The organism is Salinivibrio sp. ML323, from assembly GCF_001995745.1.
Taxonomy (GTDB): domain Bacteria; phylum Pseudomonadota; class Gammaproteobacteria; order Enterobacterales; family Vibrionaceae; genus Salinivibrio; species Salinivibrio kushneri.
Genome location: NZ_MUES01000001.1, coordinates 238,084 through 254,712 on the forward strand (window position 1 = coordinate 238,084; position 16,629 = coordinate 254,712).

A 16,629-nucleotide genomic window follows, 5' to 3' on the forward strand; every position below is an offset into this window, starting at 1 on the left:
GCATAATAAAACCAACATGGTGAGGAACTTTTCGCCGGCTGGATTATCGAATCGTGTGCGAAAGCTCGCAAGCGGGTTTAACCGCGCTCTGACAACGTCGGGCCTAGAATTTCGATAATCGGGCGGAAAGATCAACCAAGGAGTAAACGCTCGAATGGGCGAGCAGCTAACCGACCAGGTTCTAATAGAACGTGTACAGAATGGTGACAAGCAAGCTTTCAATCTGTTAGTCGTCAAATATCAGAATAAGGTATGTAACCTTATCGCCCGCTATGTCGGTACACACAGTGGCGATATTCCAGATATTGCGCAAGAGGCGTTTATCAAAGCGTATCGTGCATTGCCGGGATTTCGGGGCGAGAGTGCGTTTTATACTTGGCTGTATCGCATTGCTGTGAACACCGCAAAAAACCATTTGGTGGCGCAAGGACGACGTCCGCCAGGCAGCGATATTGATGCCGAGGAAGCAGAAAATTACGAAAGTGGGGGGTCTTTAAAAGAAATATCGAACCCTGAAAACTTGATGTTGTCAGATGAGTTAAGACAGGTGGTATTTTCGACCATAGAAACACTGCCTGACGACTTAAGAACCGCAATTACCTTACGGGAGCTCGATGGGCTCAGTTATGAGGAAATTGCACAGGTAATGGATTGTCCAGTCGGTACGGTGCGGTCGCGTATTTTCCGAGCGCGTGAAGCGGTTGAAAAACGCATCCGGCCACTGATGAAACGGTAACGAGTTTTACTGGCTGCATGACGGTGACTTGAATGACGGATAGAGAAAAAATTTCAGCGTTATTGGATGGCGAATTAGTGGATACGTCAGTGATCCACGAGATTGAGCGAGATGATAATGCGCAACAGGCTTGGGGGCGTTTTAGCACCATTCGCGATGTGATGCGTGGTGAGGCACCCAGCTCTTTGCAATGGAACATTGCCGATTCTGTAGCGTCCGCGCTGGAAGCAGAACCTGCTTATCAAGGCGATCATCTTGATAATAATGTGCACCCGATGCACGAGTCACAGCCGCGTCCGGAAAAGGCGCGTCGCCACTTACCAGGGTGGCTGCAGCAACTGACGCAGGTAAGCGTTGCCGCGTGTGTCTCGTTGGCCGTGATCGTGGGCGTGCAGCACTATAATCAGTCTGATGCGAGTTCGCCGGTGGCCAGTACGCAAACCCAGCCGCCCGTACTCGAAACCATTCCTTTTGCAGGGGCTGCTGAACCCGTGAGTTTGAGTCGTGACGATCTACGTGCCACGCCCTCTGAGGCAGAGTTGATGGAGCAGCGTCGCCGCGTCAATGCCATGCTCAAAGACTATGAATTGCAGCTTCGCTTGAATAAGGATAGGCTGTCTAACCATCAGACAATGGCACCGTCGACAAGCAGTAATAATCAATGAAAAAAACTCTGATCGGTGCGCTTGCGCTGRTCAGTTTGATGTCTGCGCAAGCCTCGGCCGAACCCTCTGCCGAGGCTTTGTTACATCAAATGGATACCGCAAGCGACACCCTAGATTATGAAGTGTCCTACATCTTGGTAGGTAAAAATAGCCTCGAACCCCTTCGCTTTCGTCATGCTCAAGTTGGGGATGATGCTTATGGCCACCTTATGTATCTCAGTGGCCCACCGCGAGAAGTGATCCGTCGAGGCGGTGAAATCAGTTATTTTGAACCCGGCTACGACCCTTTCACCATTGCCAGTGATCATATGGTTGCGCCTTTGCCAACGCTTATCCAAGCCGATATCGATGTGCTGGCTAACCATTATGATTTTGTTTCTATGGGGCACGCGCGTGAAGCGGGGATGGATTGCCAAGTAGTTCGAATTACACCGAAAGACGGGGAGCGCTATTCGTACGTATTATGGTTAGATGAGAACAGCAAACTCCCTGTTAGAGCGGATTTGCTCGACCGTGATGGCGATCCGCTTGAGCAATATCGTGCGTTGTCGTTGGTCGTCTCGTCACAAATCAGTACCTCGATGCAAAAGCTGGCTGAGCTGGCTCTGCCACCGGTACTAACCTTGCCGCAAACCACGCAGCGCTCCGACTTGGATTGGCAGGTCACTGCGTTACCCGAGGGATTTGAGCCTGTGTACAGCAATCGCCACCGTTTAATGATGACCAAGCGCGCGGTGGAGAGTCAGATGTTTAGTGATGGCCTATTTAGCTTTTCTGTGTATCTTGCCAAAGCCGATGATGTCTCGGTGCGTAAGCAAATTGTTCGCCAAGGTCGGCGCACACTGCATAGCGTGACCAGTGGCAATGCAGAAATTACGGTGGTCGGCGATATACCGCCTGAAACCGCTAAACGGGTGGCGGAGTCTGTCCGTATTATTGATATGCCCGCGAGTCAGTCAGAGCAGGGGGTCGAACCATGATCAAAGCATTGGCAGAAGTCACCAGTTACCAAGATGGTTGGTTGTCATTGGCCTGCCAGCAGCAAACCAGTTGCGGTAGCTGCCAGTCACAAAGCCAATGTGGCACTGGTATTGTGTMCAAAKCCCTTCCGGGTAAGGTTAAACACCTCAAGGTGCGCGCGCCAAAACCCTTGCCAGCCGGCACCTTAGTTGAAATCGGCTTGGGTGAGGCGACCTTGTTACGCTCCGCGTTATTGGTCTACATGGTCCCTCTGGCGATGATGCTAATAGGGGCATTGCTCGGGCAATTCTTCTTCGCCACACTTGCCGGCAGCGGGGAAGGCGGGGTGATCGCATTAAGTCTAGGGCTGGGCGCGGTTGGTGTGGCGCTCGCCCGTTACCTCGCACCGCGTATCGGTACCCAAGATGAGCAACAACCTCTGCTTTTACGCGTGATGGGGGAGCCGGTCTCARACTTGTCCGTCATAAATACCACACAGCAGGATAGCGACTAGCCACTATTTTCGGTAGAATCGCGCTCACTTGATCTTAGGATCCCATTCTTATTGATAACGAGTAAGTCACTCCAACACATGAAGCATATTCGTAACTTTTCGATCATCGCCCATATTGACCACGGTAAGTCGACGCTTTCTGACCGACTGATTCAAGTATGTGGCGGCCTAACTGACCGGGAAATGGCAGATCAAGTTCTTGATTCAATGGATCTGGAACGTGAACGCGGTATCACCATCAAAGCACAAAGTGTGACACTGAACTACAAAGCCAAAGACGGCAATGTGTATCAGCTCAACTTCATCGATACGCCAGGACACGTTGACTTCTCTTATGAGGTGTCACGCTCGCTCAAGGCGTGTGAAGGTGCTTTGCTGGTGGTCGATGCAGGACAAGGGGTTGAGGCACAGACGCTCGCCAACTGCTACACCGCCATTGATATGGACCTGGAAGTGGTACCTGTTCTGAATAAGATTGACTTGCCAGCCGCTGATCCTGATCGCGTGGCGCAAGAAATTGAGGACATTGTCGGTATTGAAGCGATTGAAGCGACTCGCTGCTCGGCGAAAACCGGCATGGGTGTTGATGATGTTCTTGAAGACATTGTACGCCAGATCCCGCCTCCAGAAGGGGATCCTGATGCGCCAACGCAAGCGCTGATTATTGACTCCTGGTTTGATAAATACCTGGGCGTGGTGTCTTTGGTGCGTATTCGTGAAGGCTCGCTGAAAAAAGGCGACAAAGTGAAAATCATGAGCACGGGCCAAGAATGGAACGTGGACAGCATTGGTATTTTCACGCCTAAGCGTAAAGAGCTTAATGGCCTGCAAACTGGTGAAGTTGGCTGGGTGATCTGCGGGATCAAAGATATCCTCGGTGCACCAGTGGGCGATACTATCACCCATGCTAAAAACGGCTGTGAAAAACGCATCGAAGGTTTCCAGCAAGTGAAGCCGCAAGTGTATGCCGGACTTTTCCCGATTTCATCGGATGATTACGAAAGCTTCCGTGATGCTTTGGATAAGCTGAGCCTGAATGATGCTTCTTTGTTCTTTGAGCCGGAAAGCTCGGCGGCACTGGGCTTTGGTTTCCGTTGTGGCTTCCTTGGCATGCTGCACATGGAAATCATCCAAGAGCGGTTGGAGCGCGAGTATAACCTCGATCTTATCACCACCGCCCCGACTGTAGTGTACGAGGTGAGCAAAAATGATGGCGAGATCATTTACGTTGACAGCCCATCCAAACTGCCACCAATCAATGATATTGAGGCGATTGGTGAGCCGATCTCGCGTTGTAATATATTGGTGCCGAGTGAGTTTGTCGGTAACGTCATTTCACTGTGCGTAGAAAAGCGTGGTGTGCAGGTTGATATGGTTTATCACGGTAACCAAGTGGCACTGACCTATGATATTCCGATGGCTGAAGTGGTCCTCGATTTCTTTGACCGGATAAAGTCGACGTCGCGCGGTTACGCATCGTTAGATTATAACTTCGAGCGCTATGAAGTCTCTGACATGGTGCGGGTGGATATCCTCCTTAACGGTGAACGTGTCGATGCGCTGGCGATTATCACTCACCGTGCACACGCACAGCCGCGTGGTCGCGAGTTGGTGGAAAAAATGAAAGAGTTTATTCCTCGCCAACAGTTTGATATTGCTATCCAAGCCACGATTGGCAACCATATTATTGCCCGTTCGACGGTGAAACAGTTACGCAAAAACGTGACCGCGAAGTGTTACGGTGGTGACGTGAGTCGTAAGAAGAAGCTTCTGCAAAAGCAAAAAGAAGGTAAAAAGCGAATGAAGCAGGTCGGTAATGTCGAGCTGCCGCAAGAAGCCTTTTTGGCCATTTTGCACGTGGGCAAAGATAAATAACGACGGACTCCATTATGGCCAATACGTTTTCTTTGATTTTAGTGCTGGTGACCTTGGTCACCGGCATTGTTTGGGCGTTAGATAAATACCGCTGGGCACCGCGTCGTCGTCAGACAGCAGGGGAAACCCTCAAGGTGTCAGCGCGTGAACTGGATGCTGAACAAGTCGCTAAAGTGTCGCCTCAACCGAGCTGGGTTGAAAATATGGCGTCTATTTTTCCAGTGATCGCGGTGGTACTGGTGCTGCGCTCGTTTATTTATGAGCCGTTCCAAATTCCATCCGGTTCGATGATGCCTACCTTATTGGTCGGGGACTTCATCTTGGTGGAAAAGTTTGCCTATGGCTTACGCGATCCTGCCTTCCACACTGAAATTGTCGAAACCGGCAAACCAGAGCGTGGTGATATCGTGGTGTTCAAATACCCACCTCAGCCCAATATTGATTATATTAAGCGTGCGGTGGGGCTGCCCRGCGATACCGTGGTGTATGAAGACAAGCGCCTATGTATTCAGCCCAAGGGCGAATCCCAGTGCCAGCCGGTGCCGATTGACGACATTCAGCCAAGCGCGTTTGTGCAAGCGGGCATTAACTTGGTACAAGCACAGGAGCAACTGGGTGAACAGTCTCACCAGATCCTTGTCCATCCGAAAAAACGTGACCGCGTGAGTGCGTACGAGCCACGCCCTGGCGTCAACCGCTGGATCGTGCCAGAAGGACACTACTTTATGATGGGAGATAACCGCGATAATAGCGCCGATAGTCGCTTCTGGGGCTTTGTCCCTGAGCGCAATCTCGTGGGCAAAGCCGTCGCTATTTGGGTCAGCTTTGAATTTGAGCGCTCCAGTGATAGCTGGCTACCATCGTGGGTACCGACAGGCATTCGCTTTAACCGTATTGGTGGAATTGATTAATTCTGGACTATGATGACAAAACTAACAGATAAGTTGCAGCGTGATATCGGCTACCAATTTAGCAACGCTGCGTTACTCGAATTGGCGTTAACGCACCGCAGTGCCAACGGCACCCATAATGAGCGTCTTGAATTTTTAGGCGACTCGATTTTGAGCTTTGTAATTGCCGAGGATCTTTACCACCGTTTTCCGAAAGTGGACGAAGGCGACATGAGCCGCATGCGGGCCACCTTGGTCAGGGGGAACACCTTGGCAGAGATTGGGCGCGAGTTTTCTCTGGGCGAAGTGATGCGACTTGGCCCAGGAGAACTTAAAAGTGGCGGATTTCGTCGTGACTCGATTCTCGCTGACGCCGTAGAAGCCTTGATTGGCGCGATCTTTTTAGACAGTGATATCAACCGGGTACAAGCCATTATCTTAAATTGGTATCAACACCGTCTCGAGACCATTCAACCTGGCGCGAGTCAAAAGGATCCGAAAACCCGATTGCAAGAGCACCTGCAGGGTAAACGCAAACCCTTGCCGTCCTACACGGTGATGAAGGTGCGCGGCGAGGCACATAACCAAGAATTTACGGTAGAGTGCCAGGTATCAGGACTGGAGTGTTCTGTGATTGGAAAAGGCAGCAGTCGTCGCAAGGCAGAGCAAGCGGCTGCAGAACTCGCGTTACAGAAGTTAACATAATGACTGATACACAGCGCTGTGGCTTTATTGCCATTGTAGGCCGGCCGAACGTCGGCAAATCAACATTACTGAACCGCTTAGTGGGGCAAAAGCTGTCGATCACTTCGCGTAAACCGCAAACGACACGTCACCGCATCATGGGGGTCGATACCCGTGATAATTATCAAGCGGTCTACGTGGATACCCCAGGGCTGCATATCGAAGAAAAGCGCGCGATCAACCGCTTGATGAACCGCGCGGCGAATAGCTCGTTAACCGATGTTGAACTGGTGTTATTTTTGGTCGATGGCACCCATTGGACCAAAGACGATGAGATGGTGCTCAACAAGTTAGCACGCTCTGGTCTGCCAACGGTCTTATTGGTTAATAAAGTCGATAATGTGAAAGAGAAAACCGAGCTCTTTCCACACCTACAAACCTTGTCGGAGAAGATGGCGTTTGTTGACGTGATCCCAGTTTCGGCGAAACACGGCACCAATATCGATGTGGTTGAGCAGAAGGTACGTGATGCCTTACCGGAAAGTGAGTTTTATTTTCCTGAAGAATATATCACTGACCGCTCTCAGCGTTTTATGGCCTCCGAAATTATCCGCGAAAAGCTGATGCGCTTTACCGGTGAAGAGCTGCCTTACTCGGTCACCGTCGAAATTGAGCGCTTTGACTACAATCCAGAAACGGACGGCTTTCATATCAATGGCTTGATCTTGGTTGAGCGCAATGGCCAAAAGAAAATGGTCATTGGTAAAGGCGGTGAGAAGATCAAGCGCATTGGCCGTGAAGCGCGTTTAGATATGGAAGAGCTGTATGAGCGCAAGGTGTATCTTGAGCTTTGGGTTAAAGTGAAGTCAGGCTGGGCCGACGATGAACGTGCCCTGCGTAGCCTCGGCTATATTGACGATCTCTAAGCGATCGACGGATTCCAGTCGCGATGCGAGGAGGGATTGAGTGGACGGGTTTCAACGCGGCTTCGTATTGCATACACGCCCTTACAGTGAATCCAGTCTGCTTTTGGATATCTTTTCTGAGCACGAGGGGCGCGTTACTCTGCTTGCCAAAGGGGCACGTCGGCCACGCTCGGCGATAAGAGGGGCCTTGCAGCCTTTTACCCCTTTGCTGCTCAAATGGGGCGGACGTGGTGAACTGCGCACCTTACGCAGTGCCGAAGCCACAGGCCTCGCCCTGCCGTTGTCAGGTAATGCCCTGTATTCCGGCTTCTACCTCAACGAGCTGGTAATGCGTGTATTGGAGCCTCACACGCCTTATCCCGCGCTATTTCATGACTATGTGACCGCACTGACCCAGCTGGCTCGCTACAATAATCCCGAGCCAGCCCTGCGTTGTTTTGAGCTCGCGGTGTTAGAAGCTTTGGGCTATGGGGTTGATTTTCTTCATTGTGCTGGCAGCGGTGACCCGATTAACGATAACATGACGTACTTATATCGCGAGCAGCAAGGCTTTGTGGCATCGATCATGAAAAGCCAACACYGACAATTTACGGGGGCCGATCTACGTGCATTAGCGATGCGTCACTTTGAGACAGTCGAACAGCTACGTGCTGCCAAGCGTTTTACGCGTATGGCGCTTAAGCCCTATCTTGGCCCCAAGCCGCTCAAAAGCAGAGAATTGTTTAGAAGGAAATAATCATGGATAAAATCTACTTGGGTGTGAACATTGACCACATCGCGACCGTGCGCAATGCGCGTGGCACCGCGTATCCGGATCCGGTTCATGCTGCTGAGTTGGCAGAGCGTGCAGGCGCGGCCGGGATCACGGTTCACTTGCGTGAAGATCGCCGCCACATCACTGATCGTGATGTTCGTTTGCTCAAAGAAACCTTGCAAACCCGGATGAACTTGGAAATGGCGGTCACCGATGAAATGGTCGAGATAGCGTTGGAGACCCAGCCTGAGTTTGTATGTTTGGTGCCAGAAAAGCGTGAAGAGCTGACCACCGAAGGTGGCCTCGATGTCGCGGGCCAGCTGGATAAAGTCAAAGCGGCGACCCAAACATTGACGGACGCAGGGATTAAAGTGTCTTTATTTATCGATGCTGACCGTAAGCAAATTGAAGCCGCTCACCAGTGTGGAGCGCCGTTTATTGAACTACACACGGGGCATTATGCCGATGCTGCGACCGACAATGATCGCCAAGCCGAGCTGAAGAAAATTTCCGCGGCCGCCAGTTATGCGGTCGATTTGGGGATCAAAGTGAATGCCGGTCATGGCTTAACCTACCATAATGTCACCCCGATTGCGGCGATGCCAGAAATGCATGAACTGAATATCGGTCACGCCATCATTGGCCGTGCCATGTTTGATGGTTTGCAAAAAGCCGTCGCGGACATGAAAGCGATCATGGAAGCGGCGCGTCGATAAATGGCGATAGCTGGGATTGGCACAGACATCGTTGAGATTGCGCGTGTTGAGAGAGTGCTCGCGCGTCAACCACGTTTTGCCGCCAGGATCTTGACCGAGTCTGAGCAAGCCAATCTGGCGTGCCATCACGCGCCCGGCCGTTTCCTGGCTAAGCGCTTTGCCGCCAAAGAAGCCGCTGCCAAGGCGCTGGGCACCGGTATTGCTAACGGCGTGACATTTCACGATTTTACCATTACCAATCAGGCTTCGGGCCAGCCGGCATTGCACTTTTCGGGCCGCGCGGCGGAACTGGCGCAGGCGCGTGGTATCGCACATTACTGGCTGACGCTATCCGATGAAAAAGCGTATGCTATCGCGCATGTGGTGTTAGAGCGCGCATAATCTTACTGCCTGTAAGGTGACACTTCACGCGGTGTGACTTTGGGTGTGTTGAGGTGGGCCTCTCCGGGCCCACTGCCATCCTTTTTTAGTCGTTTTGTGAAGCATCCAAGTATTGTGGTGCCAACTGCTCAATGTGCGCAATTTCATCTTGCAGCTCTAACAGCTCTGGCTCAATGGTGGCAATATCCGCCCCGGCTTTTAATTGAGTCTCTAGCTCATGACATAAGCTTTTTAGCTGCGGGACGCCGCTATACGCGCAACTCCCATGGAGCTTGTGAATAGCGTGCCATAACGGATCCGTCTCTAACTCTCCCGCCAATGCTTGCTCAACCGCCTCGTTTACCGACTCAAACGAGGCAAGCAGCATGGCGAGCATTTCTTTGGCCAAGTCGGTTTTCCCTGCTGCTTGATGCAGTGCCCGTTGCCAATCTAGGTGTCGTGCACTTTGGTCTTGGCTCGCTGAAGGACTTGGAGATGGCACGCTCTGCGCTTGAGAGGCCGCGTCATCAAGGTGCAGCCAGCGTGCGAGGGTACTCTCCAGCATGGCTTCTTCAATCGGCTTGGTAAGATAATCATCCATTCCCGCCTCGAGCAGTCGCTCACGCTCTCCGGGCATCGCGTGGGCGGTGACGGCAATAATCGGTGTTTGTTGATTGAATCCCGCTTTACGAATTTCTTGGCTGGCGGTGACACCGTCCATTTCTGGCATCTGGATGTCCATCAAAATAATGTCAAACGCTTGCTGGTGGGCAAGCGCGACCGCTTTGACTCCGTCTTCTGCGGTGATCACCTTCTCGACCCGTTCGGCGAGCAAGGCAGTGATCAGCTTTAAGTTGGCTGGATTATCATCGACGGTCATCACCGTATAAGGCGCTTTTTGTGATGCACTGGGTTTGGGCAGAGGAAGCGGCGTGGCGTCAGGCGAGCCGATTAATGCCTCCAACAGCTTACGTTGTGGAATAGGTTTGGCAATACAAGCGCTTACCCCGGCTTTTAAGAGATGCTCAGAGGCTTCTAGTTCCGTGGTAGGCAAACACACCACCACCGATTGTGCTTGCTGCTCGCAGACCTGTACCGCTTGTTGCATCGCATCCAGATCCGGCATGCTTCCCGCATCGAAACAGAGCAGGGCAAAGTGATAATGACGGTCTGTCAGCACATTGGTGCCAGATGCGGTGTCCACATTCAGCCCCACTTGCGTCAGTCGCTTGCGCAAAATCTCGCGGGTACGCGCATTCGGCTCAACGATCACAATGTCGCGCCCCACCAAGGGTTCAATGTCAAGCGGCTGTGACACTGGCAAATCGGTTTGGGTGAGCTGCAAGGTAAACCAGAAACTTGAGCCTTGGTGTAGACGGCTGGTAAAGCCAATATCGCCGCCCATTTGCTGGACCAGCTTCTGTGTGATCACCAGGCCAAGGCCGGTTCCCCCATAGCGGCGTGAGATACTGGCGTCCGCCTGCCTAAAGGCTTGGAAAAGCTGTGCTTGCTGGCGTTCGGAAATGCCAATGCCAGTGTCTTTAACCATTAACTGTAGCTCAACGGTTTCATCGTGAAGCTGCTTGAGWTCGACACTGACATCAATATTGCCGCGTTCAGTAAACTTGGCGGCATTCCCAATCAGGTTTATCAGTACTTGTTGAATACGGAGTGGATCGCCCACAGCCCCGGTGGGAATGCGTGCATCGGTGCGTAGGGTAAGCTCTAATCCTTTCTCGTGTGCCATTGGCGCAAGCAGGCGCATCACTTCATCAAGCATGTCCTGAACATCAAAGGGAATATTTTCCAGCAGCAATTTACCTGCTTCTAACTTAGAGAAATCAAGGATGTCATTGATGATGGTGAGTAGGTTGTTGGCCGACTTTTCAATGGTGAGCAAGTAGTCACGCTGGCTGCTGCTGAGCTCAGTTTTGAGCATTTGACGGGTAAAGCCAATCACCCCGTTTAGAGGGGTACGCAGCTCGTGAGACATGTTGGCCAAAAATTCTGATTTTACCCGCGCCGCTTCTTGCGCATTTTTCTTGGCGATATCGAGTTCAACGTTTTGAATTTCTAGCTGTTCGAGGGTTTCGCGCAGATCACAGGTTGCTTGGTCAATGCTTTGCTGCATTTCTAAGTGGTACTCTGACAACGAAATCGCCATCGCATTAATGCCGTTTTTCAAGGTATCCAACTCACCGAGCAGCTCTCCTTCAATCCGGACATCAAGATGGCCGCGCCGAATTCTATCGACCAAGGTCACCATGTTACCAATCGGGTGGGTGACATCCGCAATTAAGCGATAGGCAAAAAAGCACGACAATATCCCGCCTAAAGCAACCATCACCAGTGCAGTGATCATCTCTTGGTATTGCTTTAACCGCACCGAACTTAAATCCAGCTCCATGGCTATATAGCCCAGCGGGCGCTCAACATTGAGCCCGGGGGTAAACCGACCAATCTCCAAAATGGGGGCGCGCAGAATCAAGGTATCCTGCTGTTGGCTTATCTGCAGTTGTGTGGGGATGGGTTGGCCACTGTCAACCGAAAGCATGGCCAGGTCGCGGTGATAGTTCGAGGTGACAAACAGCTCATTGCGACGATCGAATACCGCAATACTGCGCACAAATTGCGAGTGTTGGCGGTGAGCAAAGCCAATCAACCGACGCACATTTTCACGACTATCATTTTTTAACCCCACTTCACTGGCAATCGCCAGCGGCTCAATGATCGCAGAGCCGGTGACGGTCAGCTGCTGTTCCAGGTCTTGGTAGCGGGTGCTGGTAAAAAACGCACTCAGCAGTAAGCCGACAATGAGGGTCGGAGCGATGGTCAGAACGGAGACACGGGTGCGGAGGCCATATTTGGTCATGCTAGATAAACTATGGGAAAATAATCACGACATTTAGCCGCCAGTGTACATGATTCAATCACAAAATAGTCAGCGAACTATCACAACTCCCACTGGCAGGATCTCTTGACTGGCTTGATGACAAGCTTTTAACACTGGAATAAATCATGGCGCGCTTTTTTAAGCCCGAGAAAAAGAAAAAGGTTGAGCAAAAGCATCAACTACTGACGATAAAACGCCTGGATCATCATGGTGACGGTGTCGGTTTTTGGCAGAAAAAGCCTGTCTTTGTCCCAGGCACCTTGCCCGGCGAACAAGCCCTAGTGCAATTGACCGAGCAAAAGCGCCAATATGCGCGCGGTCAGCTTATTAAGTTGGATAGCCATGCGGCGCAGCGCGTAGAGCCTGGTTGCCCGCTCTATCAGCAATGTGGCGGTTGCAGCCTGCAGCATTTGAGTCATCAAGGGCAGGTGGCGCACAAGCAGCAAGCGCTGAATGAATTAATGCAAAAATTTGCCGGTGATGAGATCACGCTGTCAACGCCGATAGAGAATGCGCCGTGGCATTATCGCCGCCGTGCGCGTATCAGCTTACAAGTTGATAAAAAAGGCGCATTGGCGATGGGCTTTCGTGCGCGTCAGCGCAGCGCCATTATCGATGTCAGTCATTGCCCGGTGTTGAGCGAGCCATTAAATCACATCTTGGCTGGATTACGCGCCTGTTTAGATAGCTTGCGTGGTCGCCGAATTTTAGGCCATTTGGATCTTATCGAAGCCGATAATACGCGTGTGGTGTCGCTACGCACCACCAAGGTTTTACACAGTGATGACCACCATACCTTAATGGAATGGGCGCAGGCACAAGATTGCACACTGTATTTGCACCAAGGTGATAGGGATGCCGAGCGTTTGACGGGGCCTGCCCCCTACTATCAAGTGGCTGGTAGCCAATTGGCGTTTGCTCCCAGTGACTTTATTCAGGTGAACGCTAGGGTCAATCAACAAATGGTGGCGCAGGCACGCGAGTGGTTAGCACTGGAGCAAGACGATCGCGTGTTGGATCTTTTTTGTGGCTTGGGTAACTTTAGTGTGCCGATGGCTCAGCATGTTAACCAAGTGGTTGGCGTTGAAGGCGTACAGGCGATGGTTAATCAAGCAGCGGATAACGCAGCGGCCAACCAATGTGATAACGCCTCTTTTTATCAAGCCGATTTAAACAGCGACCAGCTGATGGGTGAGTGGGTGCAACAGGATTTTACCAAAATCTTACTCGATCCGGCACGCGCAGGGGCTGCTGGTGTCATAGACTTTGTGGCACAATCTAAGGCTTCACATATTGTTTATGTGTCTTGTAATCCAGCCACGTTGGCACGTGATGCACGTGTACTGCTCGATAACGGCTATCAGTTAGTGAAGCTGGGTATGTTGGATATGTTTCCACAAACAGGACACATGGAGTCGATGGCCTTGTTTATGCCGGTAAAGAAAAAATAGGCACCAATAAGCGTGGCCCTTGTGGCCGATCGATACGGATACGCCTCTCTGGTCAGTTTGAGAGATAAGGATAGGAACGGTTATGGTTGCGGTACGAGAAGCCCACCTACATGAAAACGAAGCGTTTGAACTCAGCACTTGGGTAAAGCGGTTAGGGCAAGACGCATCGACCACCCAAGCGCTGGTGGATGCTTACCAATACTGCCGAGCATTGAGCGAGGAGGAGTCAGATCTTAGCCAACCATTGTGGCGTGGCCGAGAGATGATCGAAATTCTCGTCACCTTAAGCATGGATGCCGATACCTTGTTGGCTGCCCTGTTCTTTCCCGTGGTGGAAGCCAAGCTCGTCAGCCTAGAGACCCTTGCTGACACCTATTCGACGTCGATCGTTTCCCTGATTGAAGGGGTGCAACAGACGGCCGCTATCCGTCACTTAAACACCCAAACCGAGACAGAAGCAACCTCGTCTCAGGTCGACAATGTTAGGCGTATGCTGTTGTCGATGGTGGAAGATTTTCGCTGCGTGGTAATAAAACTGGCGGAGCGTATCTGTTACTTGCGTGAGGTGAAAGATGCCTCGGAATCGGTTCGCCAACAAGCGGCAAAAGAAAGTGCGAACATCTACGCCCCGCTAGCCAACCGGTTAGGGATTGGCCAATTAAAGTGGGAGTTGGAAGACTACGCGTTCCGTTACCAGCATGCGCAAACCTACAAACAAATCGCCAAGCAACTCGCGGAAAGGCGGATTGATCGTGAACACTACATCACTGATTTTGTCGACGATCTGCAGCAGGCGATGGAAGCGTCCAACATTAATGCGCAAGTCTATGGCCGCCCTAAACACATTTACAGTATTTGGCGCAAAATGCAGAAAAAGAACCTGCAATTTGACGAGTTGTTTGACGTGCGTGCGGTACGCATCATCGCTGAAGAGCTACAAGACTGTTACGCCGCATTGGGGGCGGTGCACACCAAATTCCGCCATCTACCCAAAGAGTTTGATGACTACGTCGCTAATCCGAAACCGAATGGTTATCAATCCATCCATACCGTGGTGTTAGGGCCGGAAGGTAAACCGGTAGAAATTCAAATCCGCACCAAGCAAATGCACGATGATGCAGAGCTTGGGGTTGCGGCACACTGGAAGTACAAAGAAGGGGCGGCCAGTGGGCGCAGTGGGTACGACGAGAAAATTACCTGGCTGCGTAAACTGTTGGTATGGCAAGAAGAAATGTCAGACTCGGGTGAAATGCTCGATGAGCTGCGCAGCCAAGTATTTGACGACCGGGTTTATGCCTTTACCCCGCGCGGCGATGTCGTGGACTTACCCAGCGGCGCCACGCCGTTGGATTTTGCTTACCATATTCACTCCGAGGTCGGGCATCGGTGTATCGGAGCGAAAGTGGAAGGGCGTATTGTCCCGTTCACTTATCACCTTCAAATGGGCGATCAGGTAGAGATCATTACCCAAAAAGAGCCCAACCCCTCGCGAGATTGGCTAAATCCCAGCCATGGCTTTGTGAATTCCAGCCGGGCACGTGCCAAAATTAATGCCTGGTTCCGTAAACAAGATAAAGACAAGAACATTGCCGCGGGTAAAGAGATCTTGGATACCGAGCTGCAAAAGATTGGCGGTACCAGTAAAGATGCAAACTTGGCGCTAAAACGCTTTAACGTGAATACCTTAGATGAATTGTACGCTGGGATAGGTAGTGGCGATTTGCGCATTAATCAGGTGGTTAACCATATCAATGGCCTGATTAACAAGCCAAGCTTGGAAGAAGAAGAGCAGCAGCTATTAGAAAAACTACAACAAAGCGAGCAAAAGCCGAATACGGGCAAGGCGCACCGTGATGCAGTGGTTGTGGAGGGGGTCGATAACCTCATGACTCACTTGGCGCGTTGTTGTCAGCCACTACCGGGTGATGAGATCAAAGGTTTTGTTACTCAAGGGCGAGGCATTTCTGTGCACCGCGCTGACTGTGAGCAACTCAACGAACTGAGTCACCACGCGCCCGAGCGCATTATTGCCACGGTTTGGGGCAAAGGGCACATTGGCCAATACCATGTGCGGATCCGCTTATCTGCCAATGAGCGCACCGGGTTGGTGAAAGATATTAATACCGTGCTCAGCAATGAAAAAGCACGCGTAGCGGGCATGCAAAGTCGCGTGGATTACAAAAAGCAAATGTCTATCATGGATTTTGATTTGGAAATCTCCGATCTCGACACCCTGAGCCGCGTGGTTAACCGGCTTGAACAAGTGAAAGATGTGGTTGAGGCTAAACGTCTTCGCTAATTATTTCTCGCCCTGTCTCGACAGGGCGTTTTTTTAGAAGGAATGCTTTTATGGCTCCTATCGAGCAATTACTGACCATTATGGCTACCTTACGTGATCCCGACAAAGGTTGTGATTGGGACAACGCGCAACACTTCGCCTCCATCGTGCCGCATACGCTAGAAGAAGCCTATGAAGTGGCGGATGCGATTGAGCGTGAAAACTGGTCAGACCTAAAAGATGAGCTCGGTGACTTACTTTTTCAAATTGTGTTCTACAGTCAATTGGGGCGGGAAGAAAACCAATTTGACTTTGAGGATGTGGTGCGCGGCATTTGCGACAAACTCATCCGTCGTCATCCTCATGTTTTTGGTCCCAAAGATGCGCAGGGACAGCCCTTAATGGCTGCAGACTGGGAAGGCATCAAAGCGCAAGAGCGCGCCGAGAGCGCAGCCTCTATGCAACCGCAAAGTGTGCTGGATGGGGTGACTCAAGGACTACCCGCTCTAACAAGAGCGTACAAATTGCAAAAGCGTTGTGCACGAGTGGGCTTTGATTGGCCGACGGTGGCCCCTGTGATAGATAAAGTGCAGGAAGAGATTGAAGAGGTTGAGCAAGAACTGGCGCAAGCCTCTGTTGATCAGGCGCGTGTGGATGAAGAAGTCGGGGATTTGTTATTCGCGGTGGTGAATTTGGCTCGCCACCTAGGGACAGATGCCGAGCAAGCCCTACGCCGTGCCAACCAAAAGTTTGAAGCTCGCTTTCGTGGTGTTGAAAAGCACTTACGTGATAATGAAAAAAATATTCAACAATGTCAGCTAGATGAACTAGAATCGGCATGGCAGGCCGTCAAAAAGGCGAATAAGTAAATATCCTGTAATTGGCATAATTGATTTGTGACAATTAAAAACACTAGGGTGTGTGGTA

Annotated in this window: 15 protein-coding genes; 14 read left to right on the forward strand and 1 reads right to left on the reverse strand. The window is 51.3% G+C overall.

Going from position 1 to position 16,629, the window contains the following annotated elements:
* Positions 1–154: 154 nt before the first annotated feature.
* From rpoE to acpS, 11 genes are all read left to right on the forward strand, one after another.
* Entirely contained in the window at positions 155–736 is a 582-nt protein-coding gene (gene rpoE / locus BZG13_RS01105) for an RNA polymerase sigma factor RpoE (protein WP_077484382.1), read from the forward strand.
* A 32-nt stretch (positions 737–768) separates the two neighbouring features.
* A complete protein-coding gene (locus BZG13_RS01110) occupies positions 769–1,401 on the forward strand; it encodes an RseA family anti-sigma factor (protein ID WP_077484384.1) in 633 nt (210 codons plus the stop codon).
* On the forward strand, positions 1,398–2,381 hold the full coding sequence (gene rseB, locus BZG13_RS01115; RefSeq protein ID WP_077484386.1) for a sigma-E factor regulatory protein RseB: 984 nt from the start codon (positions 1,398–1,400) through the stop codon (positions 2,379–2,381). Before BZG13_RS01110 ends, rseB begins: the two co-directional genes overlap by 4 nt.
* Positions 2,378–2,875, forward strand: coding sequence for a SoxR reducing system RseC family protein (locus BZG13_RS01120; protein WP_077484388.1), 498 nt, complete (start codon positions 2,378–2,380; stop codon positions 2,873–2,875). Before rseB ends, BZG13_RS01120 begins: the two co-directional genes overlap by 4 nt.
* Positions 2,876–2,953: 78 nt before the next feature.
* Positions 2,954–4,750 (forward strand): translation elongation factor 4, encoded by a 1,797-nt coding sequence (lepA, locus tag BZG13_RS01125; RefSeq protein WP_077484390.1) that lies wholly within the window; start codon positions 2,954–2,956, stop codon positions 4,748–4,750.
* 14 nt (positions 4,751–4,764) lie between these two features.
* Entirely contained in the window at positions 4,765–5,661 is an 897-nt protein-coding gene (lepB, locus tag BZG13_RS01130; RefSeq protein ID WP_077484392.1) for a signal peptidase I, read from the forward strand.
* Between the two features lie 12 nt (positions 5,662–5,673).
* Positions 5,674–6,345 (forward strand): ribonuclease III, encoded by a 672-nt coding sequence (gene rnc / locus BZG13_RS01135; protein ID WP_077484501.1) that lies wholly within the window; start codon positions 5,674–5,676, stop codon positions 6,343–6,345.
* Complete coding sequence (era, locus tag BZG13_RS01140) at positions 6,345–7,250, forward strand: GTPase Era (protein ID WP_069363454.1); 906 nt, start codon at positions 6,345–6,347, stop codon at positions 7,248–7,250. The genes rnc and era overlap by 1 nt, the downstream gene beginning before the upstream one ends.
* A gap of 40 nt (positions 7,251–7,290) precedes the next feature.
* Positions 7,291–7,986, forward strand: coding sequence for a DNA repair protein RecO (gene recO, locus BZG13_RS01145; protein ID WP_077484394.1), 696 nt, complete (start codon positions 7,291–7,293; stop codon positions 7,984–7,986).
* 2 nt (positions 7,987–7,988) lie between these two features.
* Positions 7,989–8,720 (forward strand): pyridoxine 5'-phosphate synthase, encoded by a 732-nt coding sequence (pdxJ, locus tag BZG13_RS01150; protein ID WP_069363456.1) that lies wholly within the window; start codon positions 7,989–7,991, stop codon positions 8,718–8,720.
* Entirely contained in the window at positions 8,721–9,101 is a 381-nt protein-coding gene (gene acpS, locus BZG13_RS01155) for a holo-ACP synthase (protein WP_077484396.1), read from the forward strand.
* A gap of 85 nt (positions 9,102–9,186) precedes the next feature.
* Here the strand turns inward: acpS and barA are convergent, their stop codons facing one another.
* Positions 9,187–11,952 carry a two-component sensor histidine kinase BarA gene (gene barA / locus BZG13_RS01160; RefSeq protein ID WP_077484398.1) on the reverse strand — a complete coding sequence of 922 codons (2,766 nt, stop codon included), beginning with the start codon at positions 11,950–11,952 and terminating at the stop codon, positions 9,187–9,189.
* Between the two features lie 146 nt (positions 11,953–12,098).
* Here barA and rlmD point away from each other — a divergent pair, with 146 nt between their 5' ends.
* From rlmD to mazG, 3 genes are all read left to right on the forward strand, one after another.
* Complete coding sequence (gene rlmD / locus BZG13_RS01165; RefSeq protein WP_077484400.1) at positions 12,099–13,424, forward strand: 23S rRNA (uracil(1939)-C(5))-methyltransferase RlmD; 1,326 nt, start codon at positions 12,099–12,101, stop codon at positions 13,422–13,424.
* 82 nt (positions 13,425–13,506) lie between these two features.
* Positions 13,507–15,723 (forward strand): GTP diphosphokinase, encoded by a 2,217-nt coding sequence (relA, locus tag BZG13_RS01170; protein ID WP_077484402.1) that lies wholly within the window; start codon positions 13,507–13,509, stop codon positions 15,721–15,723.
* 50 nt (positions 15,724–15,773) lie between these two features.
* A complete protein-coding gene (gene mazG / locus BZG13_RS01175; RefSeq protein ID WP_077458819.1) occupies positions 15,774–16,571 on the forward strand; it encodes a nucleoside triphosphate pyrophosphohydrolase in 798 nt (265 codons plus the stop codon).
* Positions 16,572–16,629 lie beyond the last annotated feature (58 nt).